This window comes from Streptomyces sp. NPDC007095 (genome assembly GCF_040634475.1).
Classification (GTDB): Bacteria; Actinomycetota; Actinomycetes; order Streptomycetales; family Streptomycetaceae; genus Streptomyces.
In genome coordinates this window covers 35,578-53,355 of record NZ_JBEYFS010000007.1, presented here as the reverse complement: position 1 = coordinate 53,355, position 17,778 = coordinate 35,578, and the positions used below count along the sequence as shown (strand labels likewise).

Annotated in this window: 19 protein-coding genes and 2 pseudogenes; 11 read left to right on the top strand and 10 right to left on the bottom strand. The window is 70.1% G+C overall.

What is annotated here, in order from left to right:
- Positions 1-86: 86 nt before the first annotated feature.
- Positions 87-1,778 carry a bifunctional 3'-5' exonuclease/DNA polymerase gene (locus tag ABZ656_RS04190; protein ID WP_360264257.1) on the bottom strand — a complete coding sequence of 564 codons (1,692 nt, stop codon included), beginning with the start codon at positions 1,776-1,778 and terminating at the stop codon, positions 87-89.
- Positions 1,779-1,863: 85 nt separating this feature from the next.
- Positions 1,864-2,673: a Clp protease N-terminal domain-containing protein gene (locus tag ABZ656_RS04185; protein ID WP_360264254.1), complete on the bottom strand. Its 810-nt coding sequence runs from the start codon at positions 2,671-2,673 to the stop codon at positions 1,864-1,866.
- A 126-nt stretch (positions 2,674-2,799) separates the two neighbouring features.
- Between ABZ656_RS04185 and ABZ656_RS04180 the strand changes: the two genes are divergently transcribed.
- Positions 2,800-3,948: a DUF2786 domain-containing protein gene (locus ABZ656_RS04180; protein WP_101399869.1), complete on the top strand. Its 1,149-nt coding sequence runs from the start codon at positions 2,800-2,802 to the stop codon at positions 3,946-3,948.
- A gap of 256 nt (positions 3,949-4,204) precedes the next feature.
- Here the strand turns inward: ABZ656_RS04180 and ABZ656_RS04175 are convergent, their stop codons facing one another.
- The 4 genes and pseudogenes from ABZ656_RS04175 to rpmB all read right to left on the bottom strand — a co-directional run bounded on the left by ABZ656_RS04175 (position 4,205) and on the right by rpmB (position 6,372).
- Entirely contained in the window at positions 4,205-4,756 is a 552-nt protein-coding gene (locus ABZ656_RS04175) for a DUF4232 domain-containing protein (protein ID WP_360264250.1), read from the bottom strand.
- Between the two features lie 250 nt (positions 4,757-5,006).
- Positions 5,007-5,477 (bottom strand): hypothetical protein, encoded by a 471-nt coding sequence (locus ABZ656_RS04170; protein WP_360264247.1) that lies wholly within the window; start codon positions 5,475-5,477, stop codon positions 5,007-5,009.
- A 318-nt stretch (positions 5,478-5,795) separates the two neighbouring features.
- Positions 5,796-6,118: pseudogene (gene rpsN / locus ABZ656_RS04165) on the bottom strand (30S ribosomal protein S14).
- Entirely contained in the window at positions 6,118-6,372 is a 255-nt protein-coding gene (gene rpmB / locus ABZ656_RS04160) for a 50S ribosomal protein L28 (RefSeq protein WP_360264244.1), read from the bottom strand. Before rpmB ends, rpsN begins: the two are co-directional and overlap by 1 nt.
- Positions 6,373-6,435: 63 nt before the next feature.
- Here rpmB and rpmG point away from each other — a divergent pair, with 63 nt between their 5' ends.
- The 5 genes and pseudogenes from rpmG (at position 6,436) to ABZ656_RS04135 (ending at position 8,705) form a co-directional block, all read left to right on the top strand.
- Entirely contained in the window at positions 6,436-6,600 is a 165-nt protein-coding gene (gene rpmG, locus ABZ656_RS04155; protein WP_101403641.1) for a 50S ribosomal protein L33, read from the top strand.
- A gap of 5 nt (positions 6,601-6,605) precedes the next feature.
- The gene (locus ABZ656_RS04150) at positions 6,606-6,929 is read left to right on the top strand and encodes a type B 50S ribosomal protein L31 (protein WP_360264241.1); all 324 of its coding nucleotides are present in this window, start codon (positions 6,606-6,608) and stop codon (positions 6,927-6,929) included.
- Positions 6,926-7,324: pseudogene (locus ABZ656_RS04145) on the top strand (cobalamin biosynthesis protein CobW); the annotation flags it as partial. The gene ABZ656_RS04150 and the pseudogene ABZ656_RS04145, both read left to right, overlap by 4 nt.
- A gap of 139 nt (positions 7,325-7,463) precedes the next feature.
- The gene (gene rpsR / locus ABZ656_RS04140) at positions 7,464-7,706 is read left to right on the top strand and encodes a 30S ribosomal protein S18 (RefSeq protein WP_101399874.1); all 243 of its coding nucleotides are present in this window, start codon (positions 7,464-7,466) and stop codon (positions 7,704-7,706) included.
- Positions 7,707-8,435: 729 nt separating this feature from the next.
- Complete coding sequence (locus ABZ656_RS04135; RefSeq protein ID WP_060896084.1) at positions 8,436-8,705, top strand: DUF397 domain-containing protein; 270 nt, start codon at positions 8,436-8,438, stop codon at positions 8,703-8,705.
- Positions 8,706-8,829: 124 nt separating this feature from the next.
- Here the strand turns inward: ABZ656_RS04135 and ABZ656_RS04130 are convergent, their stop codons facing one another.
- Complete coding sequence (locus ABZ656_RS04130; protein WP_101399875.1) at positions 8,830-9,327, bottom strand: ATP-binding protein; 498 nt, start codon at positions 9,325-9,327, stop codon at positions 8,830-8,832.
- A 358-nt stretch (positions 9,328-9,685) separates the two neighbouring features.
- Between ABZ656_RS04130 and ABZ656_RS04125 the strand changes: the two genes are divergently transcribed.
- The 4 genes from ABZ656_RS04125 to ABZ656_RS04110 all read left to right on the top strand — a co-directional run bounded on the left by ABZ656_RS04125 (position 9,686) and on the right by ABZ656_RS04110 (position 13,549).
- Positions 9,686-10,510, top strand: coding sequence for a helix-turn-helix transcriptional regulator (locus ABZ656_RS04125; protein ID WP_101399876.1), 825 nt, complete (start codon positions 9,686-9,688; stop codon positions 10,508-10,510).
- 188 nt (positions 10,511-10,698) lie between these two features.
- Positions 10,699-12,159 carry an aldehyde dehydrogenase family protein gene (locus ABZ656_RS04120; protein ID WP_101399877.1) on the top strand — a complete coding sequence of 487 codons (1,461 nt, stop codon included), beginning with the start codon at positions 10,699-10,701 and terminating at the stop codon, positions 12,157-12,159.
- Between the two features lie 174 nt (positions 12,160-12,333).
- On the top strand, positions 12,334-12,870 hold the full coding sequence (locus ABZ656_RS04115; protein ID WP_101399878.1) for a DinB family protein: 537 nt from the start codon (positions 12,334-12,336) through the stop codon (positions 12,868-12,870).
- Positions 12,871-12,907: 37 nt separating this feature from the next.
- Positions 12,908-13,549 carry a PadR family transcriptional regulator gene (locus ABZ656_RS04110; protein ID WP_101399879.1) on the top strand — a complete coding sequence of 214 codons (642 nt, stop codon included), beginning with the start codon at positions 12,908-12,910 and terminating at the stop codon, positions 13,547-13,549.
- A 23-nt stretch (positions 13,550-13,572) separates the two neighbouring features.
- Here the strand turns inward: ABZ656_RS04110 and ABZ656_RS04105 are convergent, their stop codons facing one another.
- Together ABZ656_RS04105 and ABZ656_RS04100 are read right to left on the bottom strand one after the other, a co-directional pair.
- The gene (locus tag ABZ656_RS04105) at positions 13,573-14,979 is read right to left on the bottom strand and encodes a glutamate decarboxylase (RefSeq protein ID WP_101399880.1); all 1,407 of its coding nucleotides are present in this window, start codon (positions 14,977-14,979) and stop codon (positions 13,573-13,575) included.
- 112 nt (positions 14,980-15,091) lie between these two features.
- The gene (locus tag ABZ656_RS04100; protein ID WP_360264233.1) at positions 15,092-16,357 is read right to left on the bottom strand and encodes an ion channel protein; all 1,266 of its coding nucleotides are present in this window, start codon (positions 16,355-16,357) and stop codon (positions 15,092-15,094) included.
- Positions 16,358-16,487: 130 nt separating this feature from the next.
- Here ABZ656_RS04100 and ABZ656_RS04095 point away from each other — a divergent pair, with 130 nt between their 5' ends.
- Positions 16,488-17,255 carry a MerR family transcriptional regulator gene (locus ABZ656_RS04095; RefSeq protein WP_101399882.1) on the top strand — a complete coding sequence of 256 codons (768 nt, stop codon included), beginning with the start codon at positions 16,488-16,490 and terminating at the stop codon, positions 17,253-17,255.
- A 74-nt stretch (positions 17,256-17,329) separates the two neighbouring features.
- Here the strand turns inward: ABZ656_RS04095 and ABZ656_RS04090 are convergent, their stop codons facing one another.
- A complete protein-coding gene (locus ABZ656_RS04090; RefSeq protein ID WP_101399883.1) occupies positions 17,330-17,695 on the bottom strand; it encodes a YbjQ family protein in 366 nt (121 codons plus the stop codon).
- Positions 17,696-17,778 lie beyond the last annotated feature (83 nt).

Below are 17,778 nucleotides of genomic sequence, written 5' to 3'. Positions count from 1 at the left end.
GGCCCGGAGGAGCCGGTCGCCCGTCCGAGGAGGTCACCTGGCGCAGGAGTCGGGTCACCTGGCGGAGGGGCGGGCCACCGTCCTGGTCACTTCGCGTCCGCGTAGCACTCCACCACCGCCGTCGTGAACGGGAAGCGGACCGGGGTCTCGCCGAACGTCAGCCGTCCCGCCAGCTCCGCGGCCTCCCGGATCGCGGCCACGACCGCTTCCGCCTCCTCGGCCGGACAGTGCACCATCACCTCGTCGTGCTGGAAGAAGACCAGCTCGGCGGCGAGGTCCGCGCAGGTGCGCCGGAGGGCGGCGAGCAGCAGCAGCGCCCAGTCGGCGGCGCTGCCCTGGACGACGAAGTTGCGTGCGAAGCGGCCCCGGGCACGGGAGTTGGAGGAGGCGTAGCCCGGCACCCAGCCCTGGTCCCCGAGGGGCTCGGCGGGTTCGTCCTGCGGGATGCCCGCCTCCTCCGACGAGGCGTCGGACGCGCCGGCCGCCGGGGGACACGTCCGCCCCAGCCACGTCCGTACGAGCCGGCCCTCCTCGCCGGCCCGCGCCGCGTCGTCCACGTAGGCGACGGCGCGGGGGAAGCGTCTTCTCAGCGCGGCCAGGTTCTTCAGGCCGTCGCCGGACGTCTGCCCGTACACCGCGCCGAGAACGGCGAGTTTGGCCTGTGCCCGGTCGCCGGCGAACGCCCGGTCCGACACCGACTGGTACAGGTCGCTCTCCCGGCCCGCGACCTCCATCAGGCCGGGGTCGCGCGAGATCGCGGCCAGCACCCGCGGCTCCATCTGGTCGGCGTCGGCCACCACGAGCCGCCAGCCCGGGTCGGCGACGACGGCACGCCGGATCACCTTGGGGATCTGCAGTGCGCCCCCGCCGTTGGTCACCCAGCGGCCGGTGACGGTCCCGCCGGGCAGATACTCGGGCCGGAAGCGCCCGTCGCGTACCCAGTCCTGGAGCCAGGACCAGCCGTGCGCCACCCAGATCCGGTACAGCTTCTTGTACTCGAGCAGCGGCTTCACGGCAGGATGCTCGATGGTCTCGATCTCCCACCGCCGGGTGGACTTGATCTTGATCCCGGCCTGGGCGAAGGCCTTGATGACGTCGGCTGGCAGGTCGGGGCGGACGCGTCTGCCGAAGGCGGCCGACACCTCGTCCGTGAGCTCGGCGAGGCGTCTGGGCTCGCCGCCGCCCACGTACCGCTCGCCGAGCAGTTCGTGCAGCACCTCGCGGTGGACGTCCGCGCGCCACGGCAGCCCGGTGCGGTTCATCTCGGCCGCCACCAGCATGCCCGCGGACTCGGCCGTCGTCAGCAGGTGCATGCGCTCCGGGTGCGCGGTCGTGTCGTGCCGGCGGCGCTGATCGGCGTACACCGCCAGGAGGTCTTCCAGCGGTACATGGACCGGGCGCGGCTCGAAGAGGGACGACTGCGAGCCGGGCTCGGCGGAGCGCTGCGGGGGATCCGGCGGCACGGGGCCGCCGCGCAGCCTTGCCAGCGCGGCGGCCGCCGACCGGGGTTCGCCGAGCCGGCCCTCGTGGCCCAGCAGCAGTGTCTCGGCGGCCTCGATGTCGTAACACCGCTCCACTCGCACCCCCGCGGCGAGCAGACGCGGATAGACCTCGGCCGTGGACCGCCAGACCCACCGGACCACGTCGGGTCGCCCCCGCACGGCCTCGACCAGATCCGCCTCCCTGCGCACCGGTCCCGCGGGCAGCCCGTCGGGGCCGAGGGGGGCGACCTGCGCACCACCGTCCTCGGCCGGCCCGACAGCCCACCGGTCGCTCATGGTTCCGAGTCTCGCAGGGGGGTCTGACAACGGCCGCGGACGCGGCGTCCTACCGATCCGGCTGGTCCTACCGATCCGGCTGGTCCTATTGATCCGGCTGGTCCTTCTGATCCGGCTCGTCCTTCTGATGCTGCTGGTCCTGCTGGTCCTGCTGATCCGAGTGGTCCTTCTGCTGTTCCGCCACCGTGATGAGCTCCAGCACGCGCGCGAGGTACGCCTCCGCCGCTGTCTTGTCGATGCCGAGGTCGCTGAGGACGCCGTTGCCGTGCTCGTACTCCAGGAGGGCCAGGAGGATGTGTTCGGTGCCGATGTAGTTGTGGCCGAGGCGGAGGGCCTCGCGGAAGGTGAGTTCCAGGGCCTTCTTGGCGGCGGGGCCGTACGGGATGAGCTCCGGGACCTCGTCGGCCGCCGGCGGGAGCGCCGCGGTCGCGGCCTCGCGGACGGCGTCCAGGGTCACGCCCTGCGCGGTGATCGCCTTCGCGGCGAGCCCCTCGGGCTCGGAGAGGAGGCCGAGGACGAGGTGCTCGGTGAGTCCCTCCGTGTTGCCCGCGGCCTTCGCCTCGTTGTGCGCGGCCATGACCGCGTTCCGGGCGCGGGGCGTGTAGCGGCCGAAGCCCTGGCTGGGGTCGAGGTCCGACTCGGCCTTGGGGACGAAGCGCTTCTGCGCCGCTTGCCGGGTGACCCCCATGCTCTTGCCGATGTCCGTCCAGGACGCGCCCGAACGCCGGGCCTGGTCCACGAAGTGGCCGATCAGGTGGTCGGCCACGTCGCCGAGGTGGTCCGCCGCGATCACCGCGTCCTGGAGCTGTTCGAGCGCGTCGGTGTGGGCCTTCTTGATGGCCTCGATGAGGTCGTCGAGACGTACGGATGCCTTGGCAGGTGGGTTCGTCGTCATGTGTCAACCCTAGGTTGACAGGTGAGGGGTGTCAACCCGGAGTTGACATCCTCAGTGTCCCCGTCCACGCTTCCCTGTCCACAGGGTGTGGACGGTCCGGTTCGGCGGGCGTGACACGATCGACGCATGAGCAGTACGCCCAGCACCGTGGAGCGCGCCTTCGAGGCCGCGCTCTACGCCGACAGCGACGCGGCCCTCGACACGGGCGCCTCGTTGCTCGCCGCCGACCCCGCCTCCGACGCCGAACTCGCCCGCCGCGGCGAGGAGTTCGTCGCCGCGGCCTGGCGTCGCGGCTGGCAGCCCGCCGACGTCGTACGGATCGTGCGGCGCGAACTGGACGACGTACACCTGCAGCTGGTGTCGGAGCTGGTGCGCGCGGAGGCCGGCCGGGACCGGCGGCCCCGGGGCCCGCGCTGGGCGGCGCAGCTCGAAGAGCTCGACGCCCGCGGCCCGCGCACCGACCGCTTCTCGCTCGCGACCGCCGCGCTGGAGCTGTACCGGCTGCTGCTCCGCCTCCCCACCCTCGAGCCCCTGGACGCGCAGGGGGCGCACGGCACGACGCGGCACCCGGCCGCCCCGCAGGACTCCCGCATGCTCACCCGTATCCGCGCGCTGCTTGCCAAGGCCGAGGCGACCGGATTCCCGGAGGAGGCTGAGGCGCTGAGTGCCAAGGCCCAGGAGCTGATGGCCCGGCACAGCATCGACGAGGCGCTGCTCGCCGCCCGTACGCACGCCAAGGACGCGCCCGGCGCCTGCCGCATCGGTGTCGAGCCGCCGTACGAGACGGCCAAGGCGGTACTGCTGGACGCGGTGGCGGACACGAACCGCTGTCGCGCCGTGTGGAACGAGTCGCTCGGATTCTCGACCGTCGTCGGCTTCGAACCCGACCTGGAGGCCGTCGAACTCCTCTACACCTCGCTGCTCGTGCAGGCCACGGCCGCGATGACGAAGGCGGAGGCGGCCCAGCGGGCCGGGGGAAGGAAGCGTACGAAGAGCTTCCGGCAGTCGTTCCTGGCCGCGTACGCGCACCGGATCGGCGACCGGCTGGCGACCGCCGTCGAGGGGGCCGAAGGGGAGGTCGCGTCGGAGGCCCCGGCGGGGGAGCTGCTGCCCGTCCTGGCCGCCCGTGACGTGGCGGTCAACGACCACATGGAGCGGATGTTCCCGGACACCGTCACCACCCGGCTGCGCGGGGTCAACGACGCGGCCGGGTGGCAGGAAGGGGCCGCGGCGGCGGACCGCGCCCAGGTCAGGGCGCGCCCGCCGCTTCGCTGACGCCTGGCTTGGGCTGGTCGGCTGAGCGCCTGCCGGCTTCGGCCGGTCGGCTGAGCGCCTTCCGGCTTCGGCTGGTCGGCTGCGCGCCTTCCGGTTTGGGCTGGTCGGCTGAGCGCCTTCCGGCTTCGGCCGGTCGGCTGAGCGTCTCCCGGTTTGGGCTGGTCGGCTGCGCGCCTTCCGGTTTGGGCTGGTCGGCTGAGCGCCTTCCCGCTTCCGCCGGACGGCCGAGCGTCTCCGCGCTTGCGCCGGGAGACGCTCAGTCGCCCGCGGGCTGGAACGAGCTCACGGAGGCGTTCGGGTCGGTCGGGCCGGTCTTGCCCGCGAGGGGGCCGTACGACCACTTGAAGCTCTGGGTGGTGGCGGCACCGGGCAGGCCGATCTTGAGCGTGGTCGCGGCGAGGCTCTTCCCGTCGCCCGCCGTGCCCCGTACGTAGGTGATCGTGAAGGAGGCGGTGCCGCTCGCCGCCAGCGTCTGCTTCGGCGGAGTCGCGGACTTCTCCTCGGGTACGTCCGTACTCGTGCCCCCGCCCTGCACCTTGACGGTGGGGAAGCCCTGGAGGGTGCACTCGGCGCCCTTGTTGGTGAGCGTGACGGGCACGTTGCCGGTGTCGCCGGCGGCCGGGGCGGCGTTGGCGGGGCCGACCTGGATGCCGATCTGGTCGATCTTGCAGGCCGTGGAGGCGGCGGAGGAGGAGGCGGTCGAGGCCTTCTTGCCGCCGTCACTGTCGCTGCTGCTGCCGCCGCTGTCGCAGGCGGTCAAGGTGAGTGCCGCCGCGGCGGCGACGACGGCGATCGGAAGGGCGCGCATGGGTTTCCCCCTGGGTTCGTGAAGGTGCTCATGGATCATCACGCAGACCGGTGGGCACGCGTTGCGCGGCCCCCCTGTCGCGCGCCTCTCCCGTGCCGCATATGTCCCGAATGCGGCCCGAAAGACCGCCCTGCGCCGATGGAATGAGCGACGGACACGCGAACGGGCCGCGGAGTCCCAGGGATTCCGCGGCCCGCGGTCAGGAGCAGGTCGGGACAGGTCGGAGCAGGTCAGGAAGGGGTCGGGCCGGTCAGGAGCCCAGGCTCGCCGTCGGCAGTCCCGACGGGAGCTGACCGCCCTCGGCCTTCGTGTACGACTCCTTGCCGAGCTTCCCCGACCAGGTGACCTTCAGCGTCGTGCTGTTCACGGAGTCGACCATGCCCGTCGCGCGGTCCTTGGTCCCGTCCGTGCACTTGAGGTGGATCATCTGCATGCCCGCCTCGTCGCCGGCGGTCCCGGTGCACACGGTGCCGCCCGTCGTGAAGAGCCCGGCCTGCTTGCCGGTGATCACCAGCGCGACGGCCTTGCCGCCGGTCGTGGCCACCCAACTGCCTTCCAACTTGCTGGTGGCCGTCGACGGAGTGCCCGAGCCACTGCCCGTGCCGGCCGTCCCCGAGGCGGACGCGCCGGGACTCGCGGAGCTGTTCCCGGAGCCGGACCCCGAGTCGCTGCTGCACCCGGTCAGCGCGAGCGTGCCCGCCAGACCCGCGGCCAAGGCCATGGCCGCGCCCCGGGTCCGCCGACGCGGAAGGGTCGCCGAAGTCGCCGATGTCACTGAAGCCCCCAAGGGTGATGGTGTCGCTGGGGTCGCCGGAACGACCGCAGCAAGCTATCAGCCGCACTCGCGAACACCCTGAGCGTGACATCGGGAGAACTTACGAATCTTCTGAGGGAGTCGCTGGGTCATGGTTCCGAGGGGGCGTCGGGTCATGGTTCCGAGGGGGCGTCGGGTCATGGTTCCGAGGGGGCGTCGGGTCATCGTCCGAGGGGGTTGGCGAGGCATCGGGAGTGCCTCGCCGGCGCCGTCGGGCGTGACGCGCTACCAGGATGACTTGCGGACGCCCGGCAGGAATCCCGCATGCGCCTGCCCCGCAGATTCACCCGGGACAGCCCGAAGGTGCGCAGGTGGCCGCGGGGGCGGCCGTCCACGCTGTCGCGGTCGTCCACGCTGTCGCGGTTACGGACGCGGGTGCCGCTCGCGTCGCGCGGCCGGCGGCGCGGTTCCTCCCGCGCAGCGGCCCGTTCGGCCTCGGTCGAGGACGGCCGGCGGAGGATCTCCTTCAGCTCGGCCCGCCGCGCCGCGTACCGGGCGACGACTTCCCGGCGCCGTTCGTTCTTCGCGATCTTGCTCTTCTTCGCCATCAGACCCTCACCCCGCGGGCCCGGATCCTGGCCACGGCCGCCACGGCCGCCACGGCCGCCTCGGCGCCGATCGCGTCGACGGTCTTGATGCCCTTCGCGCTCAGCCGCAGCCGTACGCGACGGCCCTCGCTCGGCAGCCAGCAGCGCTTGCGCCGGACGTTCCGGTCGAAGCGACGGGACGTGCGCCGGCGGGAGTGGGAGGCGGAGTTGCCGAAGCCCGGTGTGGCGCCGGTCAGCATGCAATGCGCGGACAAGAGTGACGCACCTCTCTCCGAGACGTCTTGAAAATGGGAGTCATTTTCATTAGTATGCCGGTCATGGCACGCAACGAACTCCGTCCCGTCATCAAGCTCCGGTCCACGGCCGGGACCGGCTTCACGTACGTCACCCGCAAGAACCGGCGCAACGACCCGGACCGGATGACCCTGCGCAAGTTCGATCCGGCCGCCGGCCGGCACGTCGACTTCCGAGAGGAGCGCTGACCGTCATGCGCGAGGGAACCCACCCGGAGTACGGCCCCGTCGTCTTCCGCGACCGCGCCGCGAACCACGCCTTTCTCACCCGCTCGACGCTCGCCGCCATGGCGGGGGAGAAGACGATCGAATGGGAGGACGGCCACACCTACCCGGTGGTGGACGTCGAGATCTCGAACGTGAGCCACCCCTTCTACACGGGCAACGCGCGGGTGCTGGACACCGCGGGCCGGGTGGAGCGTTTCGAGCGCCGGTACGGAGCGGTCGGTAACGCGCTCGGCAAGGCGGGCGTCCAGGCACTCGGCAAGGCGGGCGGCAAGCGCGGCGGTGCCGGCTGACGCCGTCCTCCCACCTCTCCGTCGTGATCGTCGGCGGCCTGCACGCGGATGCGCGGCGGGCCGCCGACGCACGGCTGCTCGCCGGCGTTCCCGGCGGCGTCGCCCTTCACCACGACCTGGCGACGGCCACGGCGGGCACGGTCGTCCGACGATCCGGGACGCCACCGGCATCGTGTCGGCGGGCGAGACCCCGCTCGTCGACGACTGCGCGTGCTGCGCGCTGCGCGAGGATCTGGTACCGGAGCTGTGGCGCCTCGCGGATGCGGGCCTGACGAACCTCGCCGTCGTCGAACTGTGGGACTCGGTCGAGCCCAAGGCCCATGGTCGAGGTCGTCGTGGCGGGCGGGCTCCGGCTGACCTTCGTGATCACCGCCGTCGACCCGGCGCTGCTTCTGCACCTCGCCGGGGCTCGACCGCGAGGGGCTCGAACCGCTCCTGGAGCCCTGCCTGTTGACCGACGTCCAGTACGCCGAGGGCCCCGCCGCCTGGAAGCGACTCCCGCCCGCCTTCGACTCCCTCCTGGAGGTCTGACTCATGGCCCGTGAGCCGGAACGCAAGCCCGCCACCGAGTCCCGCCCCAACCCGCTGGACCGCGACGGGATCACGTACATCGACTACAAGGACAGCGACCTGCTGCGGAAGTTCATCTCCGACCGCGGCAAGATCCGCAGCCGCCGGGTCACCCGGGTGACCGCGCAGCAGCAGCGGATGCCCGCCCGCGCGATCAAGAACGCGCGTGAGATGGCGCTGTTGCCGTCCTCCGGCACCGGCCGCTGACCCCACCCGGCCGACATGTTTCATGCGTAGGAGGGGACCTCGGCCCGTCCAGGCCGTGGCCGACCACTTCGACATGCGCCGCCCGAGCGAAACCGGCTCCATCGGTACGAACGCTTCTGGCACGACTGCCACAAGGGCCTCGGTGAACTCCTCGACCACATGGACACCGAAGCCGGGGTCCAGACCGAGGCCGAGACTGAACCAGGCGGCGGCAAGTCATGAACCCTGTGCCGGACCGAGACCTGTCCTTCGTTCCGGAGGGCGATTCGCCTCTCCGGCACCGTTGACGTGCGGGTTCTCGCGTACGAGCCGGAACGGATGCCGTGCGTCCGGTGGGCGACGCCGATCCGGTGACCCCTCCGGATTGGGCCATTACGTGAACGTTGAAACTCGAAGGGCCCGGTACGCGTCTCTTCTTAATGCATGAGGGATTCGACCCGGACGACCCTGCACGGATGATGGCGCGGAAGATCATGCACGGGGGCTGGAGATCGCATGTCATGCGTTCTCCGGGGCAGACGCTGGACCAGACGTAGCCCGGCGATTACCAGGCAGTAGTCGGGCGGTCAACAGGCCGTAGTCAAATGGCGGTAAAAGCTGTAACCGTGGGACCACCCCCCGTGCACGTGCATCTGCCCAAGCATCTGCACATGAACAGAGCTATGATCCGGGGCAGTTGGCCACTGCATCAATGGCCACATCGGCCACTGCACGACCGGGGAGCGACCTGTGGACCACGACGTGTACGACGTGGATGACCTGGATGACGTGTACAACGGCATGGCTGCGACCGAGCTGACCGGGGTGGCCTGGCAGAAGAGCAGGCACAGCAACTCGCAGGGCTCCTGTGTGGAGTTCGCGAGGCTGCCCGGTGGCGACGTGGCGGTGCGGAACTCGCGGTTCCCGGAAGGGCCCGCGCTCGTCTACACCCGCGCCGAGATCGAAGCCATGCTCCTGGGCATCAAGGACGGCGAGTTCGACCACCTGATCGCCGGCTGACGTGAGTCGGTGCCGCACGCCTGGACGCGCATTCGAGTGGGTCAACCGGCATAACTGACCGCAACCGCCTTCTCGCGGCGCGTAACGCGCGTAGAACCGCGGCGCCAAAAAGCGCCGCGGTTCTCTATTCGGTCGAAACCCCGCCGACGGCCGGCTGCGGAAGCCGGAACAGCGCCCATACGACCTTGCCGCTGAGCGTGCCCGCGAGCGGATGCCAGCCCCAGCTGTCGGCGAACGAGTCGACCAGGAACAGGCCCCGGCCCGACTCCGCCGAGAAGTCCTCCGAGTCGCCCGCGACCGGGCTGTCGTGACTGGGGTCGCGCACCGCGCACACGAGACGTGAGGTCCACCGCATCAAGTGCAGCCGCACGGGCGGGCCTTGGTCGTCCGAACGGGGTGTGTCCGAGGGCAAGGCGTGCCGCAGTGCGTTGGTCACGAGTTCGGAGACCACCAGACAGACGTCGTCGAAGCGCTCGCCGATGTCCCACTGGTCCAGCGTTCTGCGGGTGAACTGCCGAGCTTCGCGCACCGCTTCGTAGCGCGCCGGCAGGGCGCAGGAAGCGGCGTTGGACACGGCCGCGGGGTCGAGCGGCGGAAGTCCCTGCCGTAAGGGCTCGAGCATGGTCGATCCATTCGTCCCCATGCGAGGCACTCCCGGGTGTTCGCGGTCGTTGCGATGCAGCGGTGGCGCGAGGACCATGGTTCCGAATGCGTACAGCAGATGCAAGGGCAGATGCACGTGCACGCGCCCGAATTGGACCTTCCTCCACCCTTTCTTGGCCATTTCTTCTGTCACCTTCTTCCCGCTTGTTGACCCTCTACTGATCTTTTCCTGTGTGGCCCCTTTGGAGTCTTTCCGTTTCTGTAACTGAACGAGTACTGCTTGAAGTGTTTTAGTGGCAGACTTCGGCCCTTGAAGACGGTTGGGGAGGCGGACGAACGTGAGCGCTGGTGAGTCGAGCGGCTCGGTGGTGCGGCGCATGCTGCTGGGGTCACATCTGCGGCGCCTGCGGGAGTCGCGCGCAATCACCAGAGAAGCGGCCGGTTACTCGATCCGTGCCTCCGAATCGAAGATCAGCCGCATGGAGTTGGGACGGGTGAGCTTCAAGACGCGCGACGTCGAGGACCTGCTGACGCTGTACGGCATCACCGACGAGGCCGAGCGCACGTCGCTCGTCTCCCTCGCCAAGGAGGCCAACGTCGCGGGCTGGTGGCACAGTTACTCGGACGTGCTGCCCAGCTGGTTCCCGACCTACGTCGGCCTGGAGGGCGCGGCCCATCTGATCCGGTCGTACGAAGTCCAGTTCGTGCACGGCCTGTTGCAGACGGAGGCCTACGCCCACGCGGTCGTCGCGCGCGGCATGCGGGGCGCCTCGCCCGCCGATATCGAGCGGCGCGTCGCGCTGCGCCTGGAGCGGCAGAAGTACCTCGTCTCCGAGAAGGCCCCGGAGTTCCACATCGTCCTCGACGAGGCCGCGCTGCGCCGCCCGTACGGCGACCGCGAGGTGATGCGGGGGCAACTCCAGCATCTGATCGAGGTGTCGGAGCGTCCCAACGTACGACTTCAGGTCATGCCGTTCAGCTTTGGCGGCCACTCGGGCGAGAGCGGTTCCTTCACCATTCTGAGCTTCCCCGAGTCCGACCTGTCGGACGTCGTCTATCTGGAGCAGCTCACCAGCGCGCTCTACCTGGACAAACGCGAGGACGTCACCCAGTACGAGGGCGCGCTCAAGCAGTTGCAGCAGGACAGCCCCGGGCCCTCCGAGAGCCGCGATCTGCTGCGGGGACTGCTCCAGCTCTCCTGATCTCGTCCCCACCGCCTCCGGCGAGTCTTCACAGTCTGTTCGCCTGTGAGTCTTCGTGGACTCTTCGGAGGTGCTCTCCAACTCCCTTTGGACGCAAGTACGATGACGTCTGATCAGACGTTGATCGGATGTGTCTGCTGACTCAGACTCGGATGTCTGCCTCGGCAGCAAGGGGATTGAGGGAGCACATGTCGTCCTACTTCACCGACTTGGCCCAGCAGTACATCGACGGCGAGTGGCGCCAGGGCACAGGCTCCTGGGACATCATCGATTTCAACCCGTACAACGGCGAGAAGCTGGCGTCGATCACCATAGCCACGGTCGACGAGGTCGACGAGGCCTACCTCGCCGCCCGGCGCACCCAGAAGGAATGGGCCGCGACCAACCCGTACACCCGTCGCGCCGTCTTCGAGAAGGCCCTGCGCATCATCGAGGAGCGCGAGGCCGAGATCACCGAGGTGATCATCGCCGAGCTCGGCGGCACCCACCTTAAGGCGGGCTTCGAGCTCCACCTCGCCAAGGAGTTCCTGCGCGAGTCGATCCAGCTGGCGCTGCGTCCCGAGGGCAAGATCCTCCCGTCGCCGATCGACGGCAAGGAGAACCGCCTCTACCGCGTCCCCGTCGGCGTCGTGGGCGTGATCAGCCCCTTCAACTTCCCCTTCCTGCTCTCCCTGAAGTCCGTCGCGCCGGCCCTGGCGCTCGGCAACGGCGTGGTCCTCAAGCCGCACCAGAACACCCCGATCGTCGGTGGCTCCCTGGTGGCGAAGATCTTCGAGGACGCGGGCCTGCCCGGCGGACTGCTCAACGTCGTCATCACCGACATCGCCGAGATCGGCGACGCCTTCATCGAGCACCCCGTCCCGAAGGTCATCTCCTTCACCGGCTCCGACAAGGTCGGCCGCCACGTCGCCACCGTCTGCGCCTCGCAGTTCAAGAGCGCGGTGCTGGAGCTCGGCGGCAACAGCGCCCTGGTGGTCCTCGACGACGCGGACATCGACTACGCCGTCGACGCGGCGGTCTTCAGCCGGTACGTCCACCAGGGCCAGGTCTGCATGGCCGCCAACCGCGTTCTCGTGGACCGCTCGATCGCGGACGAGTTCACCGAGAAGTTCGTCGCCAAGGTGAAGACGCTGAAGGTCGGCGACCCGAGCGACCCCCAGACGATCATCGGCCCGGTCATCAACTCCTCCCAGGCGGACTCGCTCACGGGCGCGGTCGACCAGGCGATCGCCGAGGGCGCCACGGCCCTGGTGCGCGGCGCCACCACCGACAACCTCGTCGAGCCGACCGTCCTGACGGACCTGCCCGCCGACTCCGCCATCCTCCGGCAGGAGATCTTCGGCCCGGTCGCGCTCCTCGTCACCTTCGACGGCGAGGAGGAGGCCGTACGCATCGTCAACGACACCCCGTACGGGCTCAGCGGCGCCGTGCACACCGCCGACGTCGAGCGCGGTGTCGCCTTCGCCAAGCAGATCGACACCGGCATGTTTCACGTCAACGACGGCACCGTCCACGACGAGCCGCTGGTCCCCTTCGGCGGCGAGAAGCACTCCGGCATCGGCCGCCTCAACGGCGAGACGACCGTCGACGCCTTCACCACCCAGAAGTGGATCTCGGTACAGCACGGACGCAGCTTCTTCCCTTTCTAGGCCCCCTTTCCAGGACGTCGCCCGTTCTGAGGCTCCGCCAGTTCTGAGTCTCTTTGCCGCCACCGGGTCCTTGCGGACAGAAGCTGACCGCAAGGGCCCGTACGTTCGTAGGCGCCAGGCAGGGGATGCCAGGCAGTGGATGCCAGGCAGGTGGACCGATGAAAGGCGGCGATCATGGTTACTCACGTTTCGGCGGAGACGCGCGGTGACGAGCGCGGAGCACTGCTCTCCTTCCTGGAGGCCGAGCGCGGCGGGATCCGCCGGGCCCTGATCGGTCTGACGCCGGAACAGGCCACGAGCCGGCCGAGCGCGAGCGAACTGTCCCTGGCCGGACTGCTCAAGCACGTCGCCGAGACCGAGCAGGCCTGGATCGCCCGCGCCAAGGGCGAGCCGCCCGCCGTCGAGCGGGACGAGTCGACCTGGCACGAGTGCTTCGCGCTCGTCGGCGACGAGACCGTCGAGTCGCAGCTCGCGTACTGGGAGAAGGTCGCCGCCGAGACGGAGGCGTTCATCCGCTCGGTGCCCAGCCTCGACGAGACCTTCGCACTGCCCGAAGCCCCCTGGTTCCCGCGGGAACGGGTCTCGATGCGCTGGGTGGCGCTCCACCTGATCCGCGAGACGGCCCGGCACGCCGGCCACGCCGATATCGTCCGCGAGTCCCTGGACGGCGCCACCGCCTTCGGGCTGGTCGCCCGGGCGCAGGAGGGTTGACCTCCGCGCCCTCATCTGCCCCCATAACCTGGACCGCATGTCAGCGATCCGTCTCCTGGTGCTGGGTGCCGTCCGCCAGCACGGGCGGGCCCACGGCTACCAGGTGCGCAACGACCTCGAGTACTGGGGCGCGCACGAGTGGTCCAACGCCAAGCCCGGCTCGATCTACCACGCGCTCAAGCAGATGGCGAAACAGGGACTGCTGCGCGCCCACGAGATCGCCCCGTCCACGGCGGGCGGCCCGCCGCGCACCGAGTACGAGATCACGGACAAGGGCACCGAGGAGTACTTCACGCTGCTGCGCCGGTCGCTGACCGCGTACGACCAGAAACCGGACATCCTCTCGGCCGCGCTCGGCTTCATGGTCGACCTCGGCCGTGCGGAGACTCTCGAACTCCTCCAGGAGCGGGTGCGCGCCATCGAGGAGTGGCGCAAGTCCGTCACCGGGTACTACACCCCCGAGGACGGCCCCGGACAGCTCGGCCACATCGGCGAGATCATGAACTTCTGGGTCCACTCCGCCGACTCCGGCGCACAGTGGACCCGGGGCCTGATCGAGCGCATCCGGGGCGGCGCGTACACCTTCGCCGGGGAGGGCCGGCCCTTCGTCGGCGTCCTGGTGGACGGCGAGGAGAACCCGTACGCGACGGGCACCCCGCACCCCGGCGACCAGGAGTAGCCACGCCCTCCGCCGGACAGGTCCTAGTGGTGGAAGCCGGTCGCCGCCTCCTTGTCCTGGGTCAGCGGATGCGGCAGCCTGCGCAGCTGGGGCACCAGCCGGCTCAGGTCCTCGATGAACAGGTCGGCGAGATCCACCGAGAAGCCGTTGCGGCACACCACACGCAGGACGGACAGGTCCTCCCGGTTGGCCGGGAAGGTGTACGCGGGCACCAGCCAGCCGCTCTCCCGCATGCGCCGGGACACGTCGAAGACGTCGTACGCGGTCACATGGGGTGCCGTGGTGAAGGCGAAGACGGGCAACTCGTCGCCGCGGGTGAGGAGTCGGAAGTCCTCCAGCGCCTCGATCCGCTCGGCGAGCCCGCGGGCCAGGTCTCTGGTCGTCTGCTGCACGGCCCGGAAGCCCTCCCGGCCCAGCCGTAGGAACGTGTAGTACTGCGCCACGACCTGCGCGCCCGGGCGGGAGAAGTTGAGGGCGAAGGTCGGCATGTTGCCGCCCAAGTAGTTGACCCGGAAGACGAGTTCCTCGGGCAGCTCGGCCTCGGTCCGCCACAGCGCCCAGCCGACGCCCGGGTAGACCAGCCCGTACTTGTGGCCCGAGGTGTTGATCGAGGACACGCGCGGCAACCTGAAGTCCCAGACCAGGTCCGGGTCGAGGAAGGGGGCGATCATCGCGCCGGACGCGCCGTCGACATGGACGGGGATGTCCAGGCCCGTACGCTCCTGGAGCTGGTCGAGGGCCGCGCACAGCTCGGCGATCGGCTCGTAAGACCCGTCGAAGGTGGAGCCGAGGATGCCGACGACCCCGATGGTGTTCTCGTCGCACAGCTCGGCCGCGGCCTGTGGGTCGAGATGGAACCGGTCGCCCTCCATGGGTACCTGGCGTGCCTCGACCTCCCAGAAGTTGCAGAACTTCTCCCAGCACACCTGGACGTTCACCCCCATCACGAGATTGGGGCGCGCTCCGGGGTAGCGGTCCGCGTTCCGCCGCATCCAGCGGCGCTTCAGCGCCATGCCGGCGAGCATGCACGCCTCGCTCGATCCGGTCGTCGAACAGCCGACGGTGGCCGCCGGATCCGGTGCGTTCCACAAGTCCGCGAGCATCGCCACGCAGCGGCGCTCCAGCTCGGCGGTGCGCGGGTACTCGTCCTTGTCGATCATGTTCTTGTCCCGGCACTCGGCCATCAGCACCCCGGCCTGCGGTTCCATCCAGGTGGTGACGAAGGTGGCAAGGTTCAGCCGCGCGTTCCCGTCCAGCATCAGGTCGTCGTGGACGACCTGATACGCGGTGCTGGGCGGCAGCGGCCCGTCCGGAAGCCGGTGCTTTGGCGGGGCCTCGGTCATGCCCCCGACCGGATTCGCCTCCCCGAAGAAGGGGTTGACGGACACCGGTCGTTCGTCGGGCTTCTCGGGACCTTGGTGGAGCGGCATGGGATCTCCCATCGAGTCGGCGGTCGGACGGTCCTGCTGGTTGATCGGACGGTCCCACTGGTTGATCGGATCGGGGCCCTACTGGTTCATCGGATCGGAGGGGCCTGTCGGTTCACCGGATCGCGCTCCCGTCGGCGCGCAGCTGCATCTGCGGGCGTCCGGTGACGATCAGCCAGGCCGGTACCGAGGCCACCACCAGCACGGGCAGCATGGCAGGCTGGGCCACCAGGACGGTCGCCGTGAACAGACTGATCCAGCCCTGCCGGGTGACGGCCAGGAGCACACCCAGGACCGCGCACACCACGGCGAGGGTGGGATTCACCTGCGGTACCAACGCGTGCGCGCACAGCCCGAGAGCTACCCCGGCGAACACGGAGGGAAAGATCCGGCCGCCCCGGAAGCCGCACGAGGTGGCGAACAGCAGCGCGGCCAGCTTCACCGCGGACATCAGCGCGAACCGTCCCGCCGACCAGCCCTCCGGGTTCGCCGCGAGGGTCTTCACCTCGTCCAGGCCCTTGAAGAGCGTCAGAGGCCCGCCCAGCGCCCCCAGCAGCCCCAGGACGAGACCGCCCACAGAGATCGCCACCATGGGGTGTCCGAGCCGGGAGAAGGCGCCGTGGACGTACGGGAGGGCGCACACCGCGGTCATCCCGATCGCCGCGGCCAACGAGGCGACCACCAGGGCGCTCAGCAGGTCGCCCCAGTGGGGGCCTCCGTAGGCGGGCAGCGCGAGGTCGAAGCTCGGGTGCTCCAGCAGCACCATGGTCAGCGCGCCCGTCCCGCCCGCGAGCAGCGGCGGCAGCAGCCGGTCCCAGAGGGCGCCGGGCCCCGGCTGCCCGGCCAGCACCTCGGAGAAGATCAGCGCGGCGGCCACCGGTGTACCGAACAGGGCGCCGATCGTGCCCGCGACCGCCAGGCCCACCCACAGCCCCACGGCGGAGCCCGGGATCACGCGGGTGCCGAGCCAGTAGGCGAGGGCCACGTTGACGGCCGTGATCGGGTTCTCGGGGCCCAGGCTCACCCCGCCCGCCAGCGTCAGGACGGTGGCGGCGAGCAGCCCGGGCAGAACGCGGGGCGGCAGGGGAACGTCGACCAGGCCCGTGGTCGCCGGATCCGGCCCCGCGTGCCCCGGCACCTTCCACACCACCAGACCCACCGCGATGCCGGTCGCCGTGAGCATCACGACCATCCACAGCACGGAGTAGCGGCCCACGCCCAGTGCGTCCGGGAGGGTCTCCCACAGGACGTCCTTGAACCGGTCGGCGAGCAGGCTGACACCCAGCAGGACGAGCGCCGCGGCCACACCGACCACCATGGAGGGCACGATCAACGGCAGCAGACGCCGTAAGGGGGTCGCCGTGGACGCATCGGTGCTCACGGCCACACCCTAAGCGGGCAAAAGGCGCACAACATCCCGAATGGTGTGCTTCGGTACCCCGGGAATTCCGGCTTGCACCTCACGTGGCGTGAGGGCTGAGGGTGGGACGCGTACCGAGGAAGGAGCGGAAGTGGGCTACTCAGTGGGCCAGGTCGCCGGTTTCGCCGGAGTCACGGTGCGCACCCTGCACCACTACGACGAGATCGGCCTGCTCGTGCCGAGCGAGCGCAGCCACGCGGGGCACCGGCGTTACAGCGACGCCGACCTCGACCGGCTGCAACAGATCCTGTTCTACCGGGAGCTGGGCTTCCCGCTCGACGAGGTCGCGGTCCTGCTCGACGACCCGCAGGCGGACCCGCGCGCGCACCTGCGCCGTCGGCATGAGCTGCTGACCGCCCGGATCGAGAAGCTGCAGAAGATGGCCGCGGCCGTGGAGCACGCCATGGAGGCACGCACGATGGGCATCAACCTCACGCCCGAGGAGAAGTTCGAGGTCTTCGGGAACAAGGATCCCGAGGAGCACGCGGAGGAGGCCGAACGGCGGTGGGGCGGCACGGCGGAGTACGCCGAGTCACAGCGCCGCGCCGCCCGCTACACCAAGGACGACTGGCAGCGCGTGCAGGCCGAGGTCGCCTCCTGGAGCGAGCGCTACGACGCCCTCATGGAAGCGGGTGAACCCGCGACCGGCGAGCGGGCCATGGACATGGCCGAGGAACACAGGCAGCACATCGTCAAGTGGTTCTACGACTGCTCGTACGAGCTCCACGGCTGTCTCGGCGCGATGTACGTGTCCGACGAACGCTTCAAGGCCTACTACGACTCCATGCGCCCGGGACTCGCCGAGCACCTCAGGGACGCGATCACGGCGAACGCGGCCCGGCACTCCCAGGAAGCCTGAACGGTAGGGCGGTGAGGGGCACCCGCCACGGCGGGTGCCCCTCACCGGATCCCGGTTCTGCGGCCGGTCGCGCCCTACTCCTTCACCAGGACCACCGCGGTGCCGTAGGCGCACACCTCCGTGCCCACGTCCGCCGCCTCGGTCACGTCGAACCGCATCATCAGCACGCCGTTCGCCCCCCGCACGCGTGCCTGCTCGACGAGCCGTTCCATGGCCTGGTTGCGGGTCTCCACGAGGGTCTTGGTGAGCCCCTTGAGCTCACCGCCGATCATCGACTTCAGCCCCGCGCCGATCTGGCTGCCCAGATGCCGGGAGCGCACGGTGAGGCCGAAGACCTCGCCGATGACCTGCTGGACGCGGTATCCGGGTGCGTCGTTCGTCGTCACGACCAGGACGTCCGACCGGGGTCCCTGGCCGCCTCCGTATTCCTCGATGCCCATGGTCCACAGCTTTGTCCCAGTGGGCACACAGTGCATCCTGGGGGCACTGGTGGAACCTGGCACGGACACTGTGCGTTGATAGC